22 protein-coding genes and 2 tRNA genes are annotated in these 22165 nt (G+C 58.5%); 13 read left to right on the forward strand and 11 right to left on the reverse strand.

The window, feature by feature from the left end:
• Positions 1–1755 (reverse strand): fused PTS fructose transporter subunit IIA/HPr protein (gene fruB, locus GHO42_RS21920; protein ID WP_153384185.1); only part of this gene is annotated, 1755 nt, incomplete at its 3' end.
• 339 nt (positions 1756–2094) lie between these two features.
• On the opposite strand from fruB, the gene cra reads away from it, so the two are divergent.
• Together cra and GHO42_RS21930 are read left to right on the forward strand one after the other, a co-directional pair.
• On the forward strand, positions 2095–3090 hold the full coding sequence (cra, locus tag GHO42_RS21925) for a catabolite repressor/activator (protein ID WP_095001602.1): 996 nt from the start codon (positions 2095–2097) through the stop codon (positions 3088–3090).
• Positions 3091–3092: 2 nt separating this feature from the next.
• On the forward strand, positions 3093–3875 hold the full coding sequence (locus GHO42_RS21930; protein ID WP_095038604.1) for a TatD family hydrolase: 783 nt from the start codon (positions 3093–3095) through the stop codon (positions 3873–3875).
• A 57-nt stretch (positions 3876–3932) separates the two neighbouring features.
• On the opposite strand, the gene ampE is transcribed toward GHO42_RS21930, so the two are convergent.
• The 3 genes from ampE to GHO42_RS21945 all read right to left on the reverse strand — a co-directional run bounded on the left by ampE (position 3933) and on the right by GHO42_RS21945 (position 6855).
• Entirely contained in the window at positions 3933–4769 is an 837-nt protein-coding gene (gene ampE, locus GHO42_RS21935) for a regulatory signaling modulator protein AmpE (RefSeq protein WP_095001604.1), read from the reverse strand.
• Positions 4766–5329, reverse strand: coding sequence for a 1,6-anhydro-N-acetylmuramyl-L-alanine amidase AmpD (ampD, locus tag GHO42_RS21940; RefSeq protein WP_095001605.1), 564 nt, complete (start codon positions 5327–5329; stop codon positions 4766–4768). The genes ampE and ampD overlap by 4 nt, the downstream gene beginning before the upstream one ends.
• Before the next feature lie 83 nt (positions 5330–5412).
• Complete coding sequence (locus GHO42_RS21945; RefSeq protein WP_370688594.1) at positions 5413–6855, reverse strand: DUF1631 family protein; 1443 nt, start codon at positions 6853–6855, stop codon at positions 5413–5415.
• Positions 6856–7257: 402 nt separating this feature from the next.
• Between GHO42_RS21945 and nadC the strand changes: the two genes are divergently transcribed.
• On the forward strand, positions 7258–8106 hold the full coding sequence (gene nadC / locus GHO42_RS21950) for a carboxylating nicotinate-nucleotide diphosphorylase (protein WP_095001607.1): 849 nt from the start codon (positions 7258–7260) through the stop codon (positions 8104–8106).
• A gap of 122 nt (positions 8107–8228) precedes the next feature.
• Here nadC and GHO42_RS21955 read toward each other — a convergent pair whose 3' ends face one another.
• The 4 genes from GHO42_RS21955 to GHO42_RS21970 all read right to left on the reverse strand — a co-directional run bounded on the left by GHO42_RS21955 (position 8229) and on the right by GHO42_RS21970 (position 10969).
• A complete protein-coding gene (locus GHO42_RS21955) occupies positions 8229–8720 on the reverse strand; it encodes a methylated-DNA--[protein]-cysteine S-methyltransferase (RefSeq protein WP_095001608.1) in 492 nt (163 codons plus the stop codon).
• 2 nt (positions 8721–8722) lie between these two features.
• Positions 8723–10213, reverse strand: a complete 1491-nt coding sequence (locus tag GHO42_RS21960; protein ID WP_095038605.1) for a DNA-3-methyladenine glycosylase 2 — start codon at positions 10211–10213, stop codon at positions 8723–8725.
• A gap of 115 nt (positions 10214–10328) precedes the next feature.
• Positions 10329–10404 (reverse strand) — tRNA-Thr (locus GHO42_RS21965).
• 157 nt (positions 10405–10561) lie between these two features.
• A complete protein-coding gene (locus tag GHO42_RS21970) occupies positions 10562–10969 on the reverse strand; it encodes a prepilin-type N-terminal cleavage/methylation domain-containing protein (protein WP_133144169.1) in 408 nt (135 codons plus the stop codon).
• A 211-nt stretch (positions 10970–11180) separates the two neighbouring features.
• Here GHO42_RS21970 and GHO42_RS21975 point away from each other — a divergent pair, with 211 nt between their 5' ends.
• From GHO42_RS21975 to yacG, 4 genes are read left to right on the forward strand one after another with little or no spacing between them, the layout of a single operon-like run.
• Positions 11181–12398 (forward strand): type II secretion system F family protein, encoded by a 1218-nt coding sequence (locus tag GHO42_RS21975; protein ID WP_095038606.1) that lies wholly within the window; start codon positions 11181–11183, stop codon positions 12396–12398.
• The gene (locus tag GHO42_RS21980) at positions 12395–13261 is read left to right on the forward strand and encodes an A24 family peptidase (protein WP_165484561.1); all 867 of its coding nucleotides are present in this window, start codon (positions 12395–12397) and stop codon (positions 13259–13261) included. The genes GHO42_RS21975 and GHO42_RS21980 overlap by 4 nt, the downstream gene beginning before the upstream one ends.
• Position 13262: 1 nt before the next feature.
• On the forward strand, positions 13263–13886 hold the full coding sequence (gene coaE, locus GHO42_RS21985) for a dephospho-CoA kinase (RefSeq protein ID WP_095018262.1): 624 nt from the start codon (positions 13263–13265) through the stop codon (positions 13884–13886).
• Positions 13883–14086: a DNA gyrase inhibitor YacG gene (gene yacG, locus GHO42_RS21990; RefSeq protein WP_016779444.1), complete on the forward strand. Its 204-nt coding sequence runs from the start codon at positions 13883–13885 to the stop codon at positions 14084–14086. Before coaE ends, yacG begins: the two co-directional genes overlap by 4 nt.
• A 112-nt stretch (positions 14087–14198) precedes the next feature.
• On the opposite strand, the gene GHO42_RS21995 is transcribed toward yacG, so the two are convergent.
• Positions 14199–14888: an energy-coupling factor ABC transporter permease gene (locus GHO42_RS21995; protein WP_095025468.1), complete on the reverse strand. Its 690-nt coding sequence runs from the start codon at positions 14886–14888 to the stop codon at positions 14199–14201.
• A gap of 109 nt (positions 14889–14997) precedes the next feature.
• Between GHO42_RS21995 and GHO42_RS22000 the strand changes: the two genes are divergently transcribed.
• The 4 genes from GHO42_RS22000 to GHO42_RS22015 all read left to right on the forward strand — a co-directional run bounded on the left by GHO42_RS22000 (position 14998) and on the right by GHO42_RS22015 (position 17747).
• On the forward strand, positions 14998–15627 hold the full coding sequence (locus tag GHO42_RS22000) for a DUF1780 domain-containing protein (protein WP_095001620.1): 630 nt from the start codon (positions 14998–15000) through the stop codon (positions 15625–15627).
• A complete protein-coding gene (locus GHO42_RS22005) occupies positions 15624–16151 on the forward strand; it encodes an MOSC domain-containing protein (RefSeq protein WP_095020318.1) in 528 nt (175 codons plus the stop codon). Before GHO42_RS22000 ends, GHO42_RS22005 begins: the two co-directional genes overlap by 4 nt.
• 54 nt (positions 16152–16205) lie before the next feature.
• Positions 16206–16379, forward strand: coding sequence for a DUF3094 family protein (locus GHO42_RS22010; RefSeq protein WP_095001622.1), 174 nt, complete (start codon positions 16206–16208; stop codon positions 16377–16379).
• A gap of 66 nt (positions 16380–16445) precedes the next feature.
• Positions 16446–17747, forward strand: a complete 1302-nt coding sequence (locus GHO42_RS22015; RefSeq protein WP_095001623.1) for an NAD(P)/FAD-dependent oxidoreductase — start codon at positions 16446–16448, stop codon at positions 17745–17747.
• A gap of 147 nt (positions 17748–17894) precedes the next feature.
• Here GHO42_RS22015 and GHO42_RS22020 read toward each other — a convergent pair whose 3' ends face one another.
• Entirely contained in the window at positions 17895–19292 is a 1398-nt protein-coding gene (locus GHO42_RS22020) for a glutamate decarboxylase (RefSeq protein WP_095001624.1), read from the reverse strand.
• 171 nt (positions 19293–19463) lie between these two features.
• Here GHO42_RS22020 and glsA point away from each other — a divergent pair, with 171 nt between their 5' ends.
• Both glsA and GHO42_RS22030 read left to right on the forward strand, forming a co-directional pair.
• The gene (gene glsA, locus GHO42_RS22025; RefSeq protein WP_095001625.1) at positions 19464–20417 is read left to right on the forward strand and encodes a glutaminase A; all 954 of its coding nucleotides are present in this window, start codon (positions 19464–19466) and stop codon (positions 20415–20417) included.
• Positions 20418–20432: 15 nt separating this feature from the next.
• Positions 20433–21965 carry an amino acid permease gene (locus GHO42_RS22030; RefSeq protein ID WP_095001626.1) on the forward strand — a complete coding sequence of 511 codons (1533 nt, stop codon included), beginning with the start codon at positions 20433–20435 and terminating at the stop codon, positions 21963–21965.
• 118 nt (positions 21966–22083) lie between these two features.
• Here GHO42_RS22030 and GHO42_RS22035 read toward each other — a convergent pair.
• Positions 22084–22159 (reverse strand) — tRNA-Lys (locus GHO42_RS22035).
• Between the last annotated feature and the right edge of the window lie 6 nt (positions 22160–22165).

Raw genomic sequence — 22165 nt, forward strand, 5'->3', positions numbered from 1 at the left:
GGCGACAATGGCGCTGTGCGCAGTCGCACCACCGCGGGCGGTTAAAATGCCTGCCACCCGCGCCGGATCAAGGCGAGCCACATCTGAAGGGCCGACCTCATCCATTACCAGCACATAAGGCTGGTCAGGCTCGGCCGGGGTTTCGACGCCACACAGCTGGGCCAGCACGCGACGGCCGATATCCCGCAGGTCCGCTGCCCGCTCGGCCAGCAGCGCATCCTGCAAGGACTCCTGCTGACGCGCAGCGGCCTCGATCACCGACATCCACGCGGCTTCGGCGCTTTCGCCCTGCTTGAGGCGCGAATCCACTTCATCGGTCAGTTCAGGGTCGTCGAGCATTTCCTGGTGGGTAATGAAAATTTCGCGAATGGCCTTGGACTGGCTGCGCGTAATCAGGCCTTCAATGTCCTTGCGCACTTCGCTCAGGGCTTTTTGCAGACGCTCGCGCTCGACCACGGAAGACTCGCCACGCAGCGGGTAATCGAACGTTTGCAGCACCTGTATATGGGCAGGGCCAATGGCAATGCCGGGCGATGCGGCAATCGCCTGCACCAGGCTGCCAGCCGCCGGGGCGGTAAGCACCGTGGCAATTTCGGCGACACCGGGCACGGCTTCAGCCAACGCCGGCAACGGCTCGACTTCCTCACCCAAACCCGCCTCGACCGCAGCCAGTAGTGCAGGCAGCGCATCGTTGGCGATATTCGGCTCGGCGACAAATTCCAGCACCTGACCGCGACGGGCACCCAGGCTCAGCAGCTTGCTCAAGCTCTTGGCAGATACCGCCGAATCCTGGCCATCGACGATCCGGACGCGGATTTCGCCTTCAAAACTTTTCGCCAGTTGCGCCAGCACTTTGGCCGGCCGCGCATGCAGGCCGTGGGCGTTGGCCAAGGGAATACGGGCACTTGGCCAGTCGGCCGGCAGCTCGCCGCCCAATACTTCAAGCACGGCACGGCGGCTGGTGGCACTGCCCAGTTCGTGGCCACGACCGGCAATCAGTAGCGCGCACAAGCGCTCCAGCAAGGCCTGATGCGCTTCGCCAAGGCTGGCCAGGCAGAACAGACCGCTCAGCGGCTGGCCCAGATAGCGCATCGGTTTGTCCGGTGTCACAAACGCCAGCCCCGGACGTTTGACGGTTTGCTCGCTATGCAGCCACCACAGGCCATCGCCCAGCGGCAGCGCATCGACTTGCTGCAGTACGGCAGCAAAGCCATTGCTCACGCAATCAGCCTGACGCAGCAGACGGGCACCACGCCATACCAGTTCCTCAAAGTCATCGGCAGACACACCCAGGCCGATCATCTGTGCATCCAGCGCCAGCTCCTGTGGTGCGCCCTGCAGCAGTTTAAGCAAGGCTTCGGCGGAGCTGGCGCGACGCAGGGCCTCACCCAGATCGGTTTCGCCCAGGGCACGGGTCAGCAGTTGCAGCAAACGTAAATGTTCGTCGGACTTTGCGGCAATACCGATGGCCAGGTACACCATCTGGCCATCACCCCAGTCCACCCCCTCGGGGAACTGCAACAGGCGCACGCCCGTGGTGAACACCAGCTCACGTGTTTCGGGCGTGCCGTGGGGGATGGCAATGCCCTGACCCAGAAAGGTCGAACCCTGAGCCTCACGCGCTTGCAAGCCACTCAGATAGCCTTCGGCTACCAAGCCATCGGCGACCAGTTTATCGGCAAGCAATTGCAGCGCCGCAGACTTGTCCACAGCCGTCTGGCCCATGGATATCTGCTCTATGGTGAGCTCGAGCATGCGTTCTCCTTTCCGGTACTCAATGGCAACAGGTATTGTTTTGAATTAAGTCAGCTTAGGTCGCTCTTCCCGTGCTGCGTCAGTTGATGCGTGGCAAGCACATCACTGCCGGGTTCGAGGCCTTTAAATGCGCAGGCTGAAACGTTTAATCAAGAATACCCGGCACGTTACTGCATAATTGCCCGCGCTTGAAGTCCAACTTGTCGTATTGCCTGGCGGCAGCGGGTAGATGTCGCAAATAAATACAGCGCACCCATGACAGACGATGGTCGGCTGCCTTTATCGGTTAGGATTGTTCACAATGTCGACATGTACTACAAAAAATAAGGAATTTTCGGCGTGAAACTCAGTGATATCGCTCAATTGGCAGGTGTTTCCGTAACGACTGCCAGCTATGTCATCAATGGAAAAGCCGAACAGCAGCGCATCAGCAGCAGCACGGTCGAGCGCGTACGTGCGGTGGTCGAGGAGCACGGCTTTACTCCCAACCCGCAGGCAGCCGGGCTGCGCAGCCGACACACGCGCACCTTGGGGTTCATCCTGCCGGACCTCGAAAACCCGAGTTATGCGCGCCTGGCCAAGCAGCTCGAACAAGGCGCCCGTGCCCGCGGCTATCAGTTGCTGATCGCCAGCTCCGACGATGCACCGGACAGTGAGCGCCAATTGCTCAAGCTGTTTCGTGCCCGTCGCTGCGATGCCCTGTTCGTAGCCAGCTGCTTGCCCGCAGAAGATGACAGCTACCGCCAGTTGCAGGACCTGGGCATGCCCATCATCGCCATCGACCGGACCCTGGAGCCGGAGCGCTTCTGCTCGGTAATCAGTGATGATTGCGAAGCCAGCCTGCAATTGACCCGCAGTCTGTTGCAGCCTTTGCCGCGCCAGATTGTGTTGATCGGTGCGCGCCCCGAACTGAGCGTCAGCCAGGCCCGTGAAGCGGGTTTCAAGCAAGCGGTCGAAGGGTTCAAGGGCGAGGTCCTGATCGAACACGGCAGTGCGTTCAGCCGTGAATGTGGACGGCGGATCATTGATGATTTGCTGGCACGCCAGGGCCACTTCCCCGAAGCGCTGATCACCACTTCATATGTGCTGTTGCAAGGGATGTTCGACGCGTTGCTGGAGCACCCGACCCAGCGCCCGCCATTGCGCCTTGCCACGTTTGGTGACACCCAGTTGCTGGACTTCCTGCCGCTGCCAGTCAATGCTATGGGCCAACAACACAAGCTGATTGCCGAAACAGCCCTGAACCTGGCCCTGGCGGCGATTGAAGAGCAAAACTACGTACCCGGCATCCATGCCATTGCCCGTAACTTCAAACAACGTATCCATCAGGCCTGAGTATGCAACTGATCGACACCCACACCCACCTCGACTTCCCTGAGTTCGACGCCGACCGCCCACAGATACTGGCGGGCAGTCGGGCACTGGGGGTTGAGAGCATGGTGGTTCTGGGGGTTTATCAGAGTAATTGGCAGAGCGTGTGGGACTTGATCCAAACCGACAGCCAACTGTATGCCGCGTTTGGCCTGCACCCGGTGTACATCAATGAGCATCGCCCCGAGCATATGATTGAACTGGGGCAATGGCTGAGCCGCCTGGCAGGGCATCCTCAGGTGTGTGCTGTGGGCGAGATCGGCCTGGACTACTTTCTGCCCGAGCTGGACCGCCAGATCCAGCAACAGTTGTTTGAAGCCCAATTGCAATTGGCCGCCGACTTTAATCTGCCCGCCCTGCTTCATGTTCGGCGCAGCCATGCGCAGGTAATCGCCACCCTCAAGCGTTTCAAGCTTCAGCGTGGCGGGATTGTTCATGCCTTTTCAGGCAGTCGCGAAGAAGCCCGTGAATATATAAAACTGGGATTCAAGCTGGGCCTGGGGGGGGCTGCCACCTGGCCACAAGCCTTGCGCTTGCGCAAAGTGCTACCTGATCTGCCGCTGGACGCCATCGTGCTGGAAACCGATGCCCCCGGCATGGCCCCGGCCATGTACCCCAACCAGCGCAACAGCCCGCAGTACCTGCCTGATATTTGCCGGGCGCTGGCCGAGATAATGGGCATCAGCCCCGAGCAATTGGCAAAGGCGACAACAGCTAATGCCTGCGAAGTCTTTGGCTGGAAGCGCTGACTTATACCCCTGTAGCAGCTGCCGAAGGAACGAGGCTGCTACAGATCTTGTGTAATCTCAGAGCAACAACGCCCACACCGCGAAGCACGCATACCACAACACCGCCGCCCGCAGCAGCAAGGCCCACAGGGTGTCGAGGCTGCTCACGCCCTCAGGCCCGGCCTGTGGCGCAGGGATTTCAGCAGCTGCGCAGCCGGCTTTGTTGATCAGCTGCGCAGCACTGATGTCCCAGCTCAGCAACTCATGCAACATCACCCGGCTAACCGCTGCAAAATTACCCACCAGGGCAAAACTCGCGGCCAGCAACCGCACCGGCAACCAGTCAAAAGCATGGCGCAATTGCCCGGCACGCTCCACCAGCGCCGGGTTTTGGCTGTGCTCCTGCGCCAGGGCCAGCAGGCGATAGCTCAGGATCACCACCGGCCCCAGCAGGAAGTACCAGAAAATAACCGCAAAGAAGCTCTGGTAGGCCTGCCATAACAAATGCCCCTGCACCCTCTCCAGCAATTGCTCACCGCTGTCCGCATTTATGCTCAGGTCACGCTCGGCAACATGGGCGGCGGCCTGCAAATCACCACGACGCCAGGCATCACGAAACGGCCCGAGCCCCCCCAGCAAGTCTCCACGCCCAAGGCTGTAGATCACCACCAATAAATGTATCGGCAGTGCCAACAGGCCATAAGCCACCGGATGCAGTACCACCAGCAGCAAGCCCAGCACCGCCGCAGGCAAGGCAATCAGGATAAACAACACCCACCATGGCTTGTTGCCAAGCCTTGGGCTGGTTTCAAGTTTGTGCAACTCGCGCAACCAGCCGCCATCACGCTGCAGACGCTGACGCAGCCCCGAGAATTTCTCGACCACAATCGCCAGCAGTAACACCACAAAACTCATTGTTTATCTCCTGTGTGCTGCAACGCGCTGCGAAAACGCGTCCAGTCAAAAGCCGGTCCCGGGTCCGTCTTGCGTCCCGGCGCCACGTCGCTATGGCCGCAAATCCTGTGTCGGGTAATGGCAGGAAACTGCATCTGCAACTGTCGGGTCAAGGTTGTCAGAGCCTGATACTGGGCATCCGTAAAAGGCAGCTCATCGGTGCCCTCAAGTTCAATGCCCAGAGAAAAATCATTGCAGGTCTCACGTCCTTCGAAGCTCGAAACGCCAGCATGCCATGCGCGATCAAAACAGGAGACAAACTGGGTAACAGTGCCGTCACGCTCGATCAGAAAATGTGCGCTCACGCGCAGGGCACTTATACCTTCAAAGTAAGGATGTTCTGTGACGTCCAGTCGATTCTGGAAGAATTCCTGGACCTTACCGGTGGCGAACTGCCCCGGCGGCAAGCTGATGTTATGAATGATCAGCAGGGAGATTTCATCACCCGGGCGCGCATTGAAGTTGGGTGACGGGCAATGGCGCACGCCTTGAAACCAGCCGCTCGCGGGGTCCATCTGCATACAGGCTCCTTTAACAGGCAAAACCAAAGGCCCAGTATGCCGCGATGCGCGCATCGATGGGGAGCAATCTGCGCTATACGCGATTACTCGCCGCCAGCCTGACGCAAACTGTCTATCACCGACTCCAGAGCCCGATCAATCAACAGGCGGTCATCGACCAGCAGGATACTGCCATTGCGCAGGTGCACGATTAAATCGTTGCGGCTTTTTTCCAGCACCTTGGCCCCGATACGGTTTACAAAGATATGCGTACCGTCCGGCTCAAGAATCGTAATCAGCTTGCAACGCAGGCGGGTGGTCTCATCTTCTTGCAGTTCGATCCAGGCCCCAACCCGCAACTGACTGACCAACAACAACCCCAACTGAGCTTGCTCATCGAGAACCGGTGAAGGCCATGAGCGCACCGGGTTGCGCTGCACCGCAGGGCGGCAGCGCACCTGTTCGGCATCCCGGGTGCGCTGCTCAAGCAGCTCGGTGCGGCTGCGCTCGCCGCGGGTAAACATCGAAAAATCATGCAGCAACGACTCAAGCAGCGCCGGATTATTGCCCGCGTACCGGGCCAATTGCAGCACCACGTGCTCGACCTTGCGGTACAGCGGATCGTTGCAACTATTGGCACCGGCGTCCCAGCCAATGGCTGCATCGGCCATGACATTGAGCAGACGCCGGGCCGGATGGCTGTCACAGCTGAAGAAGTTCTGATCACGCCGGGCGATCTGGAGCATGGGTTCACGCAACAAGCCCAGCAGTTTTTTCAAAGGCTGCGAAAGGTTGCGATCATCGCTGATGTAGTCGAACAAAAGCCCGATCAGGTTACTCGCATCCTCACCCGCCCCTGGCAATTCCTGGGCATGGATATCGGCTTTGGCGGCGCAGCACGACTCCCTGTCCGACAGATCTGGCAGCACTCCGGTGGCAATCAACAGCTGGTTGGCGTCGGCGTACAGCTGCCCGGTCTGACTGAGCAGGTACTTGTCGAACAGGCGCAGCATGATCAGCTTGACCTTGATGTCCATGCCTTGGTCACGTTCGGCCTGCAAAAAATATTCGCACAGCATCGCCGGCCCCAGCGGGTTGTTCTGTTCATCCAGTGGCATGCAGCTCAGGGTGTTGAGGCGTGTGCTCAACTGGCACAAAGCCAGCTGGTTGCGGCTCAGGACCTTCGTCACCATTGCATTGGTTACCTGAGCGCGCTCAATGTTATCGGCCATCAGCGAGAACACCGCATGCCCCGCGGGAACGACGTGCAGGGCTGGCTCACTGACATCAGGCAGGGTCAGACGGATAAAGGCATCGAACAGACGCTCAAGAAAACCGCGTTCAATGCTTTTACGTTTGAGCCGCACATCGCGCATGGCCTCAAAGAACAGGCTCTGATCGGTATCGCTCTGCGCCTTGTCGGCCATTTCAAACAGGGTCTGGTCGGCATTTTCGAACAGCACCTGCAGTTCGTTGCGCAACTGCTGCGCAGCCTTGTCATGCACCTGCAGCAGGATCACAGGCAGGCGGGTAAGCGGCGAGTGCATCGCCAACTCCTTAGTGGTCCTGCTCCCAGGCCCCACTTTCCCGTCATTTTGCATCCTGGCCTCCCGGAAGGATTTCTTCGTTTGCCAGTGAACGCGCGTGGTCAGAGCCATTTTTGCCGCTCACTAACAGAAACCGGCGAGTGCATTGGGCACTGGCCGGTGAATCGGAATTTAGGGCAATGGCAGCACGTCAAAGCTATGGCGCCAATAGCAAGGCGGATTATCTTGTAAAAGATGGCGCTTGTACCAGCGGACTCTTCATTTGAGTGATTGCAGGTGCAAATTAATGTTCAAAGTGCCGAAAACAGCACATTGCAGGTATTTGCATGTGACTCTTCGCACACCTTGGGTTCACCGGTGGCATGCCCCTATAATCGGCGCACTTTGTTTGTGGAGCTCGTTATGCCGAATTTACGCCTGGCCGACCTCACTGCCGAAATAGAAGCCAACGTGCGCCGTGCGTTAGCCGAAGATATTGGCAGCGGCGATATCACTGCACGGCTGATCCCGGCCGAGCGCCTGGCCAAAGCCACGATCATTACCCGTGAAGCAGCAGTGATCAGCGGCACAGCCTGGGTCGACACTGTGTTCCGCCAGCTTGACCCTCGGGTTGCCGTGCATTGGCAGGTGGCCGATGGCGATCGCGTGAGCCCCGACCAGGTACTGTTTCATCTTGAAGGCCCGGCCCGCTCGCTGCTCAGCGGTGAACGTAGCGCGCTGAACTTTCTGCAAATGCTGTCAGGCGTCGCCACCCATGCCCAGCACCTCGCTGATCAGGTGGCCGATACGCGGGTCAAGCTGCTGGACACACGCAAGACCCTGCCGGGTTTGCGTATGGCGCAGAAGTACGCAGTAACCTGTGGTGGCTGCCACAATCACCGTATTGGTCTGTACGACGCCTTTTTGATCAAGGAAAACCATATCGCTGCCTGCGGCGGTATCGCGCAAGCCATCAGTGCCGCGCACAAGATTGCCCCTGGCAAGCCGGTTGAAATCGAAGTGGAAAGCCTGCAAGAACTGAATGAAGCGCTGGCGGCAGGTGCGGATATCATCATGCTCGACGAACTGAGCATGGATGACATGCGCGAAGCGGTACGCCTGAACGCGGGCAAGGCCATGCTGGAAGCCAGCGGCGGTATCAACGAGTCGACCTTGCGTCCGATCGCCGAAACCGGCGTGGACTACATCTCGATTGGCGCCATGACCAAGGATGTGAAGGCGGTGGATCTGTCGATGCGGTTGAGCCTGTAAGCCCTGCACACCTTTGCTGTGGGAGCGGGCTGGCTCGCGATGGCCTCACTGGGGTTCGCCAGATACACCGCGGTGCCCGCATCGCGAGCAAGCCCGCTCCCACAAAAAGCACAGGTTTTGCATCAGCCGTGCCGGCGGCACTTGATCTCATGCTCTAGCAGCCATTGCTTGGCTGCCAGACCTCCGGCAAAACCGGTCAAGGTGCCATTGCTGCCAATCACCCGATGGCACGGGATGATGATCGGGATCGGATTGCGCCCGTTCGCCGCTCCCACTGCCCGGGACGCCTTGGGCCGATGGATCTGCTGTGAAATCTGGCCGTAACTGGTGGTTACCGCAAAGGGAATGGTGGTCAGGGCCTGCCATACCGACTGCTGAAAGTCGGTGCCTAGCGGCTTGAGAAACAGGTCGAACGTCTGACGCTCACCCGCAAAATATTCCTCCAGTTGACGGCGAACTTCGGCAAGCTTTGGTGGCGAATGCACCCACCCGTCCTGTGGTACATGGGGCCGGCGATCCAACTCGAAACGCACTTCGCGCAACCCTTCATCATCAGCGACCAGAAACAGTGGCCCAATCGGTGATGGCATTTGTTCGTAGTAAATCTGCGTCATGTTCACACCTTGCGCGCTGTAATCGAATCGGTAGCTGCGCGCCATAAATACATCACGGAATAGGCCCGCCACGGGCGCCAGCTTTCAGCCAGTGCCTGCAGCGCTTTGGTACTTAACGGCTCACCCTGGGGGTTGGCTTCACGGCGCAGAATCAGATCGGCGGCCGGAAATGCATCTGGGTGTTTGAGCACGCGCATGGCGATGTAATGCGCGGTCCATTCGCCAATACCGGGCAGTTGTACCCAGCGCTCGATAAAACGCTCCAGGGGTTGCTCCACGGCGAAGTCGACACGCCCTTGTGCAAGGGCGCGGGCGATGCCCTGGATCGTATTGATGCGCGCCTGGGTTATGCCCATTTGCCCAAGATCGGCTTGCGCCAGCTGCTCAGGGCCGGGAAACAGACGATCCAGCCCCGAGCCCTTGTCGGCTTCAATGGCAACACCATGGCGCTGCACGATTCGACTGGCCAGGGTGCGTGCTGCAGCCACACTGACTTGCTGCCCCAGCACGGCCCGCACCGCCACTTCAAAACCGTCCCAGCCCCCCGGCAATCGCAGCCCCGGATAACGCCCGATCACAGGCGCCAGCAGCGGGCTGGCACTCAAGGTACGGGCGATGGCCAGCGGGTCGGCATCCAGATCGAACATGCGCCGAATCCGCGTGACCACCGCCAGCATCTGCCCCGGTGGCACATTGCGCAGCTCCAGCTGCAATGCATGCTGCTCACCCGGCCAGGCGCTGACCCTCAGCCAGCCGGGAGCTTCAGGGCTGCCAAACACCCGCTGATAACTGTGGCCATCGACCCGTTCGATACCGGGCAAGGCCCGGGTCTGCAGAAAGCCCAGCAAGGCTGCAAAGTCGTAAGGCGGGCGATAGCCCAGGCGCAACACCAGCGCCTTGTCTGCCCGTGTCTTCGGGCTGCGCCTGAAGGCACGGGGCTCGGCATGATTGGCTTCGGCAAAAGCCGCATTGAAACGACGCAGACTACCAAAGCCGGAAGCCATTGCCACTTCAGTGATCGACAGGTCGGTTTCGGTCAATAGTTGCTTGGCAAAAAGCAGGCGCCGGGTGGAATGCACGGCCATCGGCGGCGCCCCGAGATAGTGAACAAACAGACGACGCAATTGCCGCGCACCGATGTCCATGCGCTCAGCCAACTCTTCCAGCGAGTGCTCTGCCAGGTAACCCTCATTAATCAGCGTCAAGGCGCGCGACACCAGATGCTCGCCCTGCAACCAAAGCTGATTACCCGGTGCCAGCTCGGGCCGACAACGTAAACAGGGGCGAAAGCCTTGGGCCTGAGCCGCTGCCGCGCTGGGGTAATAAACCACGTTTTCGGCTTTTGGCGCACGGGCCGGACACACGGGGCGGCAGTAGATCCGGGTGCTGAGTACGGCAGTGAAAAACACCCCGTCAAACCGCGCATCACGGCTCAGGCGAGCGATTTCGCAGGCAGCGGTACTGGGCGTTGACAGGCGGTTATCTGTATTCATGGTCCGCAGAATAGCACCGCGTTTTGGCCGATTCTCGCCATTTTCGGACGTCAAAGTGCCTGGTGCTGCCCCTGAACGAAAAAGCCACCCGGCATTGACCGGATGGCTTTTTAAGTGGTGCCGGAGACAGGAATCGAACCTGCGACCTTCGCGTTACGAGTGCGCTGCTCTACCGACTGAGCTACACCGGCGGTATCAGTAAAACTAGCAGCGCTGGAAAAAACCGGCAATTGCCGCATGTGTGCCGCTGCAGGAGCGAGCCTGCTGACCAAGGTTGTTAGTAAATCGCGATATTCTTGAGCCCTTGGCGCCCAGGCTTCACACACTCGGCATTACGACCATCACGGGTTATTTGCACGCACCGCTGGCCAGGCAGGTGCCATTTTGCGTCCAGTTCAGGGTGCCCCCCGAATTGCTCGAGGTCGGCACCAATACGCTGACCCAGCCGCCTGCTGCCTGGGTCCCCGCCATGGTAATCACACCATCGACCACCGTCATGCCCGCTGCCAGGTTTTCCGTCGCTTCGGCCGGCCCCGGGATGCCGTTGGTGCCCGCATCACAGGCCATCAGATCATTGGTCTGGCTGTAGCACAGGGCGACGGCAGTCTTGTAGGTATTGCTGATGGTGTTCACCTCGGCAAAACGGGTCTTCATCACGTGCTCGTGGTAAGCCGGAAATGCGAACGAAGCAATCAGACCGATAATTGCAACCACAATCATCAGTTCGATCAGGGTGAAGCCTTGTTGTTGTTTCACATGAAGTCTCCAGAAAAGGGGCACCCACAGGTGCCAGGCAGTGCTGTGCAGGCAAAAAAGTGCGCACAGGCTATCAAGGTTAGTGGGCCGTTGCTCCACAACTGCATCGCTGACACTTCTGGTCACTCTCAACTTTCCGGGTCAAAGCTCGGAGCATCTAGTCTTTGGGCTTACAGCACAGCCGGGCGCGCCGCGCTCCAAGGATCGATGCATGGCAACACAGGCCGTTAAATACAGCCTTTACCAGTGGGAAGGCACCGATCGAAATGGCATTAAAACCAGCGGGCAAATCACGGCGGAACACCACACAATGATTCGGATCCAGCTACGCCGCCAAGGTATTACCGTTAGTAAAATCCGCCGCCATTACAGTCACACACTGAATGCGGGCAAATCGGTCACGGCACTGGATATCACCCTGTTCACCCGCCAACTGGCTACCCTGATCAGCGCGGGCATAACTATGCAGCAAGCTCTGAAGGTTATCGCCAACGGTTTCGAGAGCCGTGCCATGCGCCAGCAGGTCACCGAACTCCAGCAAGACATCGGCGCAGGCACCAGCCTGTCGGCGGCGCTGCGCAAAAAACCGGCACATTTCGATCCTCTGTTTTGCAGCCTCGTCGAAGCTGGCGAACTGGCCGGGGCTCTGGACGTGTTGCTGCAACGGGTGGCGACCTACAGGGAAAAGACCGCCACTCTGAAAAAGAAAATCAAAAAAGCCATGACCTACCCCAGCGCCGTGCTCGTGGTCGCGCTGGCGGTGTGCGGCATTTTGTTGATCGAAGTGGTTCCGCAGTTCCAGGGCGTTTTCCGCTCATTCGACGCGCAACTGCCAGTGCTTACCTTGTGGGTGATCGGCCTGTCTGACAGCCTTCAGGCGCATGGTCTATGGCTCCTGTTTTTTTGCGGCATCACCCTTGCAGGCCTTCACCATCGCTACAAGCACTGCGCAACCTGGCGCCAGCGTGTTGATCGCTGGCTGCTGAAACTGCCCGTCATGGGCAATCTGCTGCACATGTCAGCCATGGCCCGTTTTGCCCGCACGCTGTCGACGACCCTGGCTGCCGGCGTGCCATTGCTCGAAGCGCTGAACTCCGTAGCCAGCGCCACTGGCAATAGCCTGTACAAAGACGCGGTGCTACGACTGAAGAAGCAGGTTGCAACGGGTAGCCAGATCCATGTGGCCATGGCCGCTGCCGGAGTATTCCCGGGCATGGCAATCCAGATGACAGCTATTGGCGAAGAATCCGGCACATTGGACAGCATGCTTGACCAGGTTGCCGCCTATTATGAAAGCGAGGTCGACACTCTGGTCGACAACCTGACAACCTTGCTGGAGCCGATAATCATGGTGGTACTTGGAGTCATGGTTGGCGGGCTGGTCATCGCCATGTACTTGCCGATATTCAACCTTGGCCGGGTAATATGAGCATGATTGATTTGCTGAGCCGTCACCCCGACGCTTTTATTGCCTGCGCACTGATACTCGGCTTGCTGGCAGGCAGTTTTATCAATGTGCTGGCGTGGCGATTGCCAAAAATGCTTGAACAGGAATGGCAAGCCCAGGCCCGCGAGGTGCTGGATTTGCCCGAGCCAGCCAAAGGCCCTGTGTATAACTTGCTGCGCCCGCGCTCTCACTGCCCCAATTGCCAGCATTCGCTGCGCGTCCGGGAGAACATCCCGCTACTGAGCTACCTGTTTTTGCGTGGCAAATGCTCGCAGTGCAAAAGTGCCATTAGCCTGCGCTATCCCCTTACGGAACTGACCTGCGCGGTATTGTCGGCTTTTGTCGCCTGGCATTTCGGTTTTGGCGCCCAGGCGGGCTGGATGCTTCTGCTGACCTGGGGGTTATTCGGCATTTGCCTGATCGATATCGAGCATCAAATCGTGCCTGATGTGCTGGTTTTGCCTCTGCTGTGGCTGGGATTGTTGCTCAACAGCTTCTCCCTGTTCACCACTTTGGGGCAGGCCGTATGGGGGGCCGCGCTGGGCTATGCAAGCCTGTGGTCGGTGTTCTGGATATTCAAACTGGTCACCGGCAAGGACGGCATGGGCTACGGCGATTTCAAGTTGCTGGCCGTACTCGGGGCATGGGGCGGGGTTGCGGTTCTGCCGCTAACCCTCCTGCTCTCTTCACTGCTGGGGGCGACGGTGGGGCTGGGGCTTTTGGCCATGCGCCGGGCCAAAACCAGTACCCCGATCCCCTTTGCGCCGTATCTGGCAATTGCCGGCTGGATTGCATTGCTCTGGGGTGGTCAAATAACCGGCTTCTATTGGCAGGTTTCGGTTTGACATGATGACTCCACCCTCCAAACCCTGGATTCTCGGGCTTACCGGCGGTATCGGCAGTGGTAAAAGTGCCGCTGCCGAGCACTTTGCCGCGTTGGGCATACATGTGGTGGACGCCGATCATGCGGCGCGCTGGGTCGTTGAGCCGGGACGCCCGGCGCTGGCCAGTATTGCCGAACACTTTGGAGCACAGGTGCTGCAAGCCGACGGGCAACTCAATCGTGGCGCATTGCGCCATCTGATCTTCACCGACCCCGAGCAACGCCGCTGGCTTGAAGCACTGCTGCACCCACTGATTCGTGAAGAGATCGCAAACAATCTGGCACAGGCAAAATCGCCTTACGCCATTCTGGTTTCGCCGCTGCTGATCGAGTCCGGCCAATACACCACAACTCAACGTGTCCTGGTGATCGATGCACCGCAAGCCCTGCAGATGCAGCGCACCCTTGTGCGTGACAACACCACCGAACAGCAAGTCCAGGCCATTCTCAAGGCACAGGCCAGCCGCGAAGATCGCCTTCGTCACGCTGACGATGTGCTGGTCAATGACAAGGATCTGAAGGCGCTGCAGACTGAGGTCGAGCGCCTGCATCACTTTTATTTAACTTTGCGTGGAGGCCAACCATGACCAAACCTATGACCATCGACTGCCCGACCTGTGGCACAGCCGTGCAATGGGATACCACCAACGCTTTTCGCCCGTTCTGCTCGGACCGCTGCAAGCTGATCGACCTGGGTGCCTGGGCCAGCGAGGAACACAAGATCCCGGTCAGCCCGGATGCTGAAGATGATCTGTTTTCCGAAGACCTGAGCGAGCGCTTACATTAAAAGCCAAATCCTGTAGTCGCTGACGAGGTACGAAGGCTGCGATCGAGCCCGAAGGGGTCGTGCTTTTAAAGAGCACAGGCCCTGCGGTCCATCTCGCAGCCTGCGTCGGCGATTACGGCTTTTCTCCATCATCCTTCCATGGCGCCGCCAGGTAGCGGGTGCGGTTAAAGGTCTCAAGCCACTCCGGGCAGAACACCACCAGTGCCGTTACCAGCATCCCGTTGATAAACGCTTCGGGAAAGATGATCAGCCACAGATAGCCGACAAAGTCCTCCAGCCAATACGGCATGACGAACAACCCGTCCAGCCACAACACACCCAGCACCGCCCCTATGCACAGCAACGCCGCCAACGCTGCGGCAAAAAAACCCGAGCAAAAGATATACACAAAGGGGTTACGCGGTTGCGCACGCTCGACCATACGCGCACACCCTTCGGTCACTGCTATCGGCAACAGAATCAGCAGCACGCCGTTGACACCCATCGCGGCCAACTCCTGACGCCCCAGCAACACCAGTCCGACTTGCGCCAGAAGCGCACCGACCACTGCCAGCGGCCAGTCGAGCAGCAACGTGACCACCGTCAGGCCAATAAAGTGGTAAGACACCCCGCCATCAAAGTCACGCCGTACCAGCCAGAGCAAAAACAGCCCGAACACCGTGCCAAACAACAGGTGCTGGCGCCGCGTATCGGTAAACAGCTCAACCCAGGGAGCACGCCAGATGGCCCACAGCACAACGGGAACATAGATCAGCCAGCCGATGACCAGCGTTTGTGTGGATAACACCTGTGTACTTATCATCGGCCTTGCCCTGCCTTGTCAAAACACACCGTTCAACCCTCCCTGTCGGATGCGACTGAGTCTACACCCGGACTTTCAGTAACACCTGTTTCAAGGCTAAGCTGCGTGCATGGACGACTCAGATTATTTACGCCTGCTCACCATTCAGGCCGAGCAAGCCAATGCCTTTTTATCCAATGCCCGCAAATGGGAGCGTGAGCGTTGGGTCTGCCAGCGCCTGTTGCAAGGCCTGAATATCCCCTACCACAGTGAAGACTTCCGGCAGGCGGGCCAGGAGCCTCCCGATGTGCTGTTCGGCGATGCACGCTTTGAGGTGTTCTTTGTCCTCGATGAGGGCCGGCGCCTGAACGATGAATGGCGCGCAGAACTGCAGCGCAGGCGCAGCGCCTACTCCCTTAGCCAATTGGTCCGTCGCGAAGCACGGCCCAAACGGATTCCGGCGAGCAAGCTGTTGCAGCGGCTGGGCCCGACCCTGCATAAAAAAGCCACTAACTACAAAGAGCGCGATATCGACCTGGGGCAGCTGGATATCATTGCGTTTTCCAGCCTCAAGCGCGAAGTGCTGGACCTTAACAGCCACTTTCCGCCGCCGACTGAATATTTGCGCCAGGGCTGGCGCTCGCTGTCGCTGGTAGGGCCGACCTTTGCCCGGGTGCTGTTTGCCCAACCGGACGCACCGGATTTTTTGCGCAACAACCTGGGACGCAGCATTATTTTTGATGTGGGTATCAGCCTGTGAGCCCGTTGCAGGCGCTTATTGCCAATGTGCCGCAAACCGGGCGCGTGTGCTGGATCGGCGTACGCCCCGAGTCCCGGGCAGACATGCTCGAACTCGACGCGGTTGAAGCCCGCCGCGAAGCCGGGCTGACCGGCGATCATGCCCGGCCCGGCGCCCGCAATGCCCGCCAGGTGACGCTGATACAATGGGAACACCTGGCCGTTATCAGCTCACTGCTGGGGCGCACGGCGGATCAACCGATCCTGGCGCAGGACTTGCGCCGCAACCTGGTGATCCGCGGAATCAACCTGTTCAGCCTCAAAGGCCGGCGCTTCAAGGTTGGCCAGGCCATTTTCGAAACCACTGGCTGGTGTCAGCCTTGTGCCCGACTGGAGCAGCGTCTGGGCCAGGGGACTTTTCAGGCGGTACGTGGCCACGGCGGGATCACGGCCCGGGTAATCGAAAGCGGGATCATTCGTCTAGACGACGAACTGCGGGTCGAGCCGTTAGGCCCGCACGGCTATGCTTCATTTCATCCCGGTTGATCAATGCTGTAGCTTTTACATACCCAGCAACGTCTATTTGACGAGGCCAAAAATATGCCCAGTCGCCTGAACCCCGATGATCTGAAGCGTGTCGAAGAGTACCTTCAATTGCCACAAAATCAGGTTGAGCGCCGCCCTTTCAGGCCCTGGCTGCTCCTTGCCATAGTGGTGATCGCGGTGATCGGCATGGGCCTTTTGAGCCGTTTCCTGAGTTACCTGGCGCTATGAGCTGCATTGCGCTCGCCCGGGGCCACTCAGGCACAGAATTTTTTTCAAGCCTTGTGAGTGATATCCATGACCCATCGTATTGTTATCGTCGGCGGCGGCGCCGGCGGCCTGGAGTTGGCGACCCGCCTGGGCAAGACTCTGGGTAAGCGCGGCAAGGCCAGCGTCACGCTGGTCGATGCCAACCTGACCCATATCTGGAAACCGCTGCTGCATGAAGTTGCTGCCGGCTCATTGAACTCATCGGAAGACGAGCTCAACTACGTCGCCCAGGCCAAATGGAATCACTTTCAGTTCCAGCTGGGCCGCATGAGCGGGCTGGATCGTGAACTGAAAAAGATCTCATTGTCGGCAACCCTCGACGAAAACGGCCAGGAACTGGTACCTGCCCGCGAGTTGGGTTACGACACCCTGGTGATTGCGGTGGGCAGTACCACCAATGACTTCGGTACCAAAGGCGCGGCCGAACACTGCCTGTTCCTCGATACCCGCAAGCAGGCCGAGAAATTTCATCAGCAACTGCTCAATCATTACCTGCGTGCCCACGCAGGGCAAAGCGATACGCTCGAACAGATCAGCGTGGCCATTGTCGGCGCAGGTGCAACCGGAGTCGAGCTGGCTGCCGAACTGCACAATGCCGCCCACGAACTGGCAGCCTATGGCCTGGACCGGATCAAGCCGGAAAACATGCATATCACCCTGATCGAAGCGGGCCCACGGGTATTGCCTGCCCTGCCGGACCGTATCGGCGGGCCTGTGCATAAAACCCTGGAAAAACTCGGGGTCACCGTGCTGACCAACTCCGCAGTCAGCGAAGTAACTGCTGACAGCTTGATAACCAAAGATGGTCAGGTGATTCCTGCAAGTTTGAAGGTTTGGGCTGCGGGCATTCGTGCACCTGGCTTCTTGAAGGAAATTGCCGGGCTGGAAACCAACCGCATCAACCAGTTGGTGGTACGCCCTACCCTGCAAACCACCCGTGACGAGAATATTTTTGCCTTTGGCGATTGCGCCGCCTGCCCGCAACCCGGCACCGACAAGCTGGTGCCGCCTCGCGCCCAGGCTGCTCACCAGCAGGCGTCGTTGCTGGCCAAGTCGCTGAAATTGCGCATTGAAGGTAAAACTCAGCTGCCGGACTACACCTACCGCGATTATGGCTCGCTGATTTCCCTATCGAGCTTTTCGGCTGTGGGTAACTTGATGGGCAGCCTGATGGGTACCGTTATGCTGGAAGGCTGGTTGGCGCGGATGTTCTACATCTCGCTATATCGCATGCACCAGATGGCGCTGTACGGCACCTTCCGCACCTTGATGCTGATGCTGGGCAGCAGGATCGGACGCGGCACCGAGCCGCGCCTGAAACTGCACTAAGTGCGACTACTCTGTAGTCGCTGCCGAAGGCTGCGACAGTAAAAACTGCAACTGTGGGAGCGAGCCTGCTCGCGAAGGTCGTTCGCGAGCAGGCTCGCTCCCACAATAGGGCTTGATCTACAACAGAGTATCTACAGCGCCGCGTAATCAGCGCCCCGCGTGATTACCCGCCTCGGCTTCACGGCCTTTAAAGCCGTGGGGCTGATGCTCGTCAAAGAATTTCACCGCGCGCACAAAGTCCTCCAGCAACAACTTGGCCATGTCGATCGACATACCCTGCTTCACCAGAATCCGCTGCACCACTACGTTCTCGACATTTGCCGGCAAGCTATACGCAGGTACCAGCCAGCCACGGGTGCGCAACCGGTCTGCCAGGTCATACAGCGAATATGAAGTTTTCGCCCCTGGCTTCAGACGCCAGGTCAACGCCGGAATCCCCAGCTGCGGGTCACCGTTATAGAGCATCTCGAACGGTCCGACCTTGACCAGTTCAGCCGCAAGAAACTGTGCCGTCTGGTAGCAGGCTGAATGAATACGCTCATAGCCTTCACGCCCCAGACGCAAGAAGTTGTAGTACTGCGAGATGATCTGCCCGGCCGGACGTGAAAAGTTAAGGGCGAACGTAGGCATATCACCCCCCAGATAATTCACATGAAACACCAGCCCTTCAGGCAGTTCCTTTTCATCCCGCCAAACCACCCAGCCCGCGCCCAGCGGAGCCAGACCGAACTTGTGCCCGGAGGTACTGATGGACTTGACCCGCGGCACGCGGAAATCCCAAAGAATATCCGGCGCACAAAACGGAGCCAGCATCGCGCCACTTGCACCGTCGACGTGCAGATCAATATTCAGACCCGTGCTTTTTTGCAAGTCATCCAGAGCATCGGATAACGGCTTTACGGTTTCATACAGCCCGGTGAACGTCTGGCCAAAGGTCGGCACTACGACGATGGTATTTTCATCGACCCGCTCCAGCATGTCCTCGGGGGTCATAAACCAATGCCCTTCCGACATCGGCACTTCACGAATTTCGACGTCCCAGTAACGGGCAAATTTGTGCCAGCACACCTGCACCGGACCGCACACCATATTCGGCGTAGTTGTCGGCTTGCCTGCCGCCTTGCGCACCGCACGCCAGCGCCACAATGCAGCCAGACCACCCAGCATGCAGGCTTCGCTGGAGCCTACGGTGGAAGTACCGATGGTGGTAGCCGCTTCCGGCGAATGCCATAAGTCCGCCAGCATATGAATACAGCGGTTTTCCAGCTCCGCAGACTGCGGGTACTCATCCTTGTCGATCATGTTCTTGTCGATCGACAGGTCCATCAACTTGTGGACCTCGTCCTCTTCCCACGTCTGGCAAAAGGTCGCGAGGTTCTGCCTGGAGTTTCCATCCAGATACAACTCATCGTGGACCAGTTGGAAAACCTCACCCGGCGCTTGCTCAGCCTCGGGGAACAGCTTGATTGCAGCGGCATGAGCCAGCGCAGAAGAACCAAATACGGGGTCGACGTCCTTGTTGCGCTTGATACGGTGCAGTGCCATGTGAACTCTCCTTGAGTATTGGTCAATCTATGAGCCCGCCGTTGCAACTCTGGCTCAGCTTCGGCCCAGCCAGCATAGCCAAGCATTTGAGGTCTGCCGTCCGATTTCCGACCACCGTGCATTTTCCGATCTATAGTCTCGATTCTCGATAGTACTCACGGAGCGAGCACGATGAAGCAAAGACCCACGACCGTAGACAGCACGGTAAAACAGGCGCTGGACCAGTCCCTGCAACGGTTTGCCAGCAATCAGCACGGCAAGAACGCCAGCTACATCCCTTACCTGGCCTCAGTGCCATCCCATCTGTTCGGCATCAGCATCATGTTCTGCGACGGTACCCATGCAGAAGTGGGCGACACCGATTACGCCTTCGCCATCGAGTCGATTTCCAAGGTATTCACCCTCGCCCATGTACTCGATGAAGTGGGACCCCAAGCCTTGCGCAGCAAGATCGGTTGCGACCCCACAGGTGAGCCGTTCAACTCGGTGATTGCCCTGGAACTGCATAAGGGCCGACCGCTCAACCCCTTTGTAAACGCAGGCGCCATGGCCACTGTCAGCCTCCTCGAAGCCGATACGGCGCAAGCGCGCTGGGACCAGATCCAGGCGACTTACAACCTTTTCGCCGGCCGTGAACTGACGGTCAACGACGAGGTTTATCAATCGGAAGCCAAGACCAACCAGCACAACCGCGGCATTGCCTGGCTATTGCAGAGTTACGGCTATATGTACGCCGACCCGATGGAAGTGTGCGCCGTCTACACCCGTCAATGTTCCGTGGCGATCACCTGCCATGACCTGGTGACCATGGGCGCTACCCTGGCCAATGGTGGCGTCAACCCGATCAGCGGAAAACGCGCGGTTCGGGCCAACAACGTGGCGCCAATCCTCTCCGAGATGACCCTGAATGGCCTGTATGACACCACCGGGGACTGGTACTACAAAGTCGGCCTGCCGGGAAAAAGCGGGGTCGGCGGCGGCATTCTGGCGGTGGTTCCGGGGGTGTGCGCCATCGCCGCCTTTGCCCCGCCACTGGACGGAGCCGGTAACAGCGTTCGCGGTCAACTGGCCGCCGAATACCTTAGCCGCACGCTCAATCTGAGCCTGTTGCACGAATTCGCGTAAGGGAGCGGGATACTTATGGCCACCACCAGCAAAGCTAAAACCTACATGTCCTGGCTGACCATCTGCTTTATGATGGTTGCCGCTGTTGCCAGTATTCGTTCGTTACCCAGCATGGCCGTCTATGGCCTGGGCTCGGTCTTTCTCTATGTCATCCCCGCACTGCTGTTTTTCATTCCGGTATCCCTGGTCGCCTCTGAACTGGGCACAGGCTGGAACGGCGGGATTTATGGCTGGGTAAGACAAGCCTACGGCGACCGCCCGGGCTTTTTCATCATGTGGTTCATGTGGGTACAAGTGGTGGTCTGGTACCCGATTGTGCTCGGGTTTGGCGCCAGCACCATGGCGTATCTGATCAACCCTGAACTGGCCAAAAGCGGTGTATTTACTGCCGCCGTCATCATCGTTTTATACTGGCTATCGACATTTGTGGCACTTAACGGGCTGACAGCACTGTCGAAGCTGACGTCATGGTTCATGCTGCTGGGCACCGCATTACCCGCCGCGCTGCTGGTTTTGCTCGGCGTCGCCTGGCTGGTGCTGGGGCATAAATCAGCCACCCCGTTGACTTGGGATGCCTTGATCCCGGCCATTTTCGATACCCACTCCACAGTCAAATCCGGCTCGCGCAACCTGCACCCGGACTTCTGGCAGGAATTTACCGGCGCCATTACCGGCCTGGTACTGATTGTGAGTAACTTCCTGGCGTTTGCCGGTATCGAAATGAACGCCATTCACGCCCGTGAATTGCGTAACCCGCAAAAGGAAATGCCCCGGGCGATTCTCTTGGCCTTCTTTATGATCCTGCTGGTGTTTATCCCGCCCACGGTGGCGATTTCGCTGGTGGTACCCGCTGACTCAACCAGCCTTACCGCCGGGGTTATCCAGGCTTACGCTGCGTTCTTCCAGGGCTTCGACATGCCATGGGCAACCCCGATCATGGCCATTTTGCTGATTATCGGTGCGTTGGGCGGGGTACTGGCCTGGACTGCCGGGCCGTCTACCGGCTTGCTGTTCGTCGGTAAGGCCGGAATGCTTCCACCTGTGATGCAGGAAGTGAACAAAAAAGGTGTGCAAAAAAACATTCTGTATTTACAGGCCGTTATCGTCACGCTGCTGTCGACGATTTACATCTTTCTCGACAATGTATCCGATGCCTTCTGGATGATCAGTGCGATGGCTGCGCTGATGTACCTGATCATCTACGTATTCATGTTTATGGCGGCCATGAAACTGCGTAAAACACAGCCCAATGTAAAACGCGGCTATGTGCTCAAGGGGCTGCATGGCTGGTGCTACCTGGGGTTGTTTTCAACCTGCGTGGCGCTAATTTTCGGCTTTATTCCGCCCAACAGCTTCAGCAGCATGCCGTTTTTCGAATATGCGGGGATTTTGTTGCTGGGATTGATCGTCGCAGGCGTGCCGCCGTTTATCTTCTATGCATTGCGCAAGCCGTCATGGCAGATGGTGCCCAAGGCAGAAGCGGATCAGTATTCGGCCGCGCTGCAGGATCTTCAGGACGCGGACAACAAGGCTGCAAACCCAAGCTGAAGCAAAAACCTCGTAGCAGCTGCCGAAGAACGAAGGCTGCGACTACAGGGTTACGTTTCCTACAGGCATAAAAAAAGCGTCCAATGGACGCTTTTTTTATGGCTACAGGAGCCGAACATGGTGGGTCGTGTGGGATTCGAACCTACGACCAATTGGTTAAAAGCCAACTGCTCTACCAACTGAGCTAACGACCCAAAAAT

This window comes from Pseudomonas sp. FSL R10-0056 (assembly GCF_009600105.1).
In the GTDB taxonomy this organism is placed as follows: domain Bacteria; phylum Pseudomonadota; class Gammaproteobacteria; order Pseudomonadales; family Pseudomonadaceae; genus Aquipseudomonas; species Aquipseudomonas bubulae.

Excerpts from the sequence above, each read along its gene's own strand:
- GHO42_RS21930 (WP_095038604.1), top strand. The coding sequence starts at position 3,093 with ATGCAACTGATCGACACCCACACCCACCTCGACTTCCCTGAGTTCGAC.
- ampE (WP_095001604.1), bottom strand. The coding sequence starts at position 4,769 with ATGAGTTTTGTGGTGTTACTGCTGGCGATTGTGGTCGAGAAATTCTCG.
- ampD (WP_095001605.1), bottom strand. The coding sequence starts at position 5,329 with ATGCAGATGGACCCCGCGAGCGGCTGGTTTCAAGGCGTGCGCCATTGC.
- GHO42_RS21945 (WP_370688594.1), bottom strand. The coding sequence starts at position 6,855 with ATGCACTCGCCGCTTACCCGCCTGCCTGTGATCCTGCTGCAGGTGCAT.
- nadC (WP_095001607.1), top strand. The coding sequence starts at position 7,258 with ATGCCGAATTTACGCCTGGCCGACCTCACTGCCGAAATAGAAGCCAAC.
- GHO42_RS21955 (WP_095001608.1), bottom strand. The coding sequence starts at position 8,720 with ATGACGCAGATTTACTACGAACAAATGCCATCACCGATTGGGCCACTG.
- GHO42_RS21960 (WP_095038605.1), bottom strand. The coding sequence starts at position 10,213 with ATGAATACAGATAACCGCCTGTCAACGCCCAGTACCGCTGCCTGCGAA.
- GHO42_RS21975 (WP_095038606.1), top strand. The coding sequence starts at position 11,181 with ATGGCAACACAGGCCGTTAAATACAGCCTTTACCAGTGGGAAGGCACC.
- GHO42_RS21980 (WP_165484561.1), top strand. The coding sequence starts at position 12,395 with ATGAGCATGATTGATTTGCTGAGCCGTCACCCCGACGCTTTTATTGCC.
- coaE (WP_095018262.1), top strand. The coding sequence starts at position 13,263 with ATGATGACTCCACCCTCCAAACCCTGGATTCTCGGGCTTACCGGCGGT.
- yacG (WP_016779444.1), top strand. The coding sequence starts at position 13,883 with ATGACCAAACCTATGACCATCGACTGCCCGACCTGTGGCACAGCCGTG.
- GHO42_RS21995 (WP_095025468.1), bottom strand. The coding sequence starts at position 14,888 with ATGATAAGTACACAGGTGTTATCCACACAAACGCTGGTCATCGGCTGG.
- GHO42_RS22000 (WP_095001620.1), top strand. The coding sequence starts at position 14,998 with ATGGACGACTCAGATTATTTACGCCTGCTCACCATTCAGGCCGAGCAA.
- GHO42_RS22010 (WP_095001622.1), top strand. The coding sequence starts at position 16,206 with ATGCCCAGTCGCCTGAACCCCGATGATCTGAAGCGTGTCGAAGAGTAC.
- GHO42_RS22015 (WP_095001623.1), top strand. The coding sequence starts at position 16,446 with ATGACCCATCGTATTGTTATCGTCGGCGGCGGCGCCGGCGGCCTGGAG.
- GHO42_RS22020 (WP_095001624.1), bottom strand. The coding sequence starts at position 19,292 with ATGGCACTGCACCGTATCAAGCGCAACAAGGACGTCGACCCCGTATTT.
- glsA (WP_095001625.1), top strand. The coding sequence starts at position 19,464 with ATGAAGCAAAGACCCACGACCGTAGACAGCACGGTAAAACAGGCGCTG.
- GHO42_RS22030 (WP_095001626.1), top strand. The coding sequence starts at position 20,433 with ATGGCCACCACCAGCAAAGCTAAAACCTACATGTCCTGGCTGACCATC.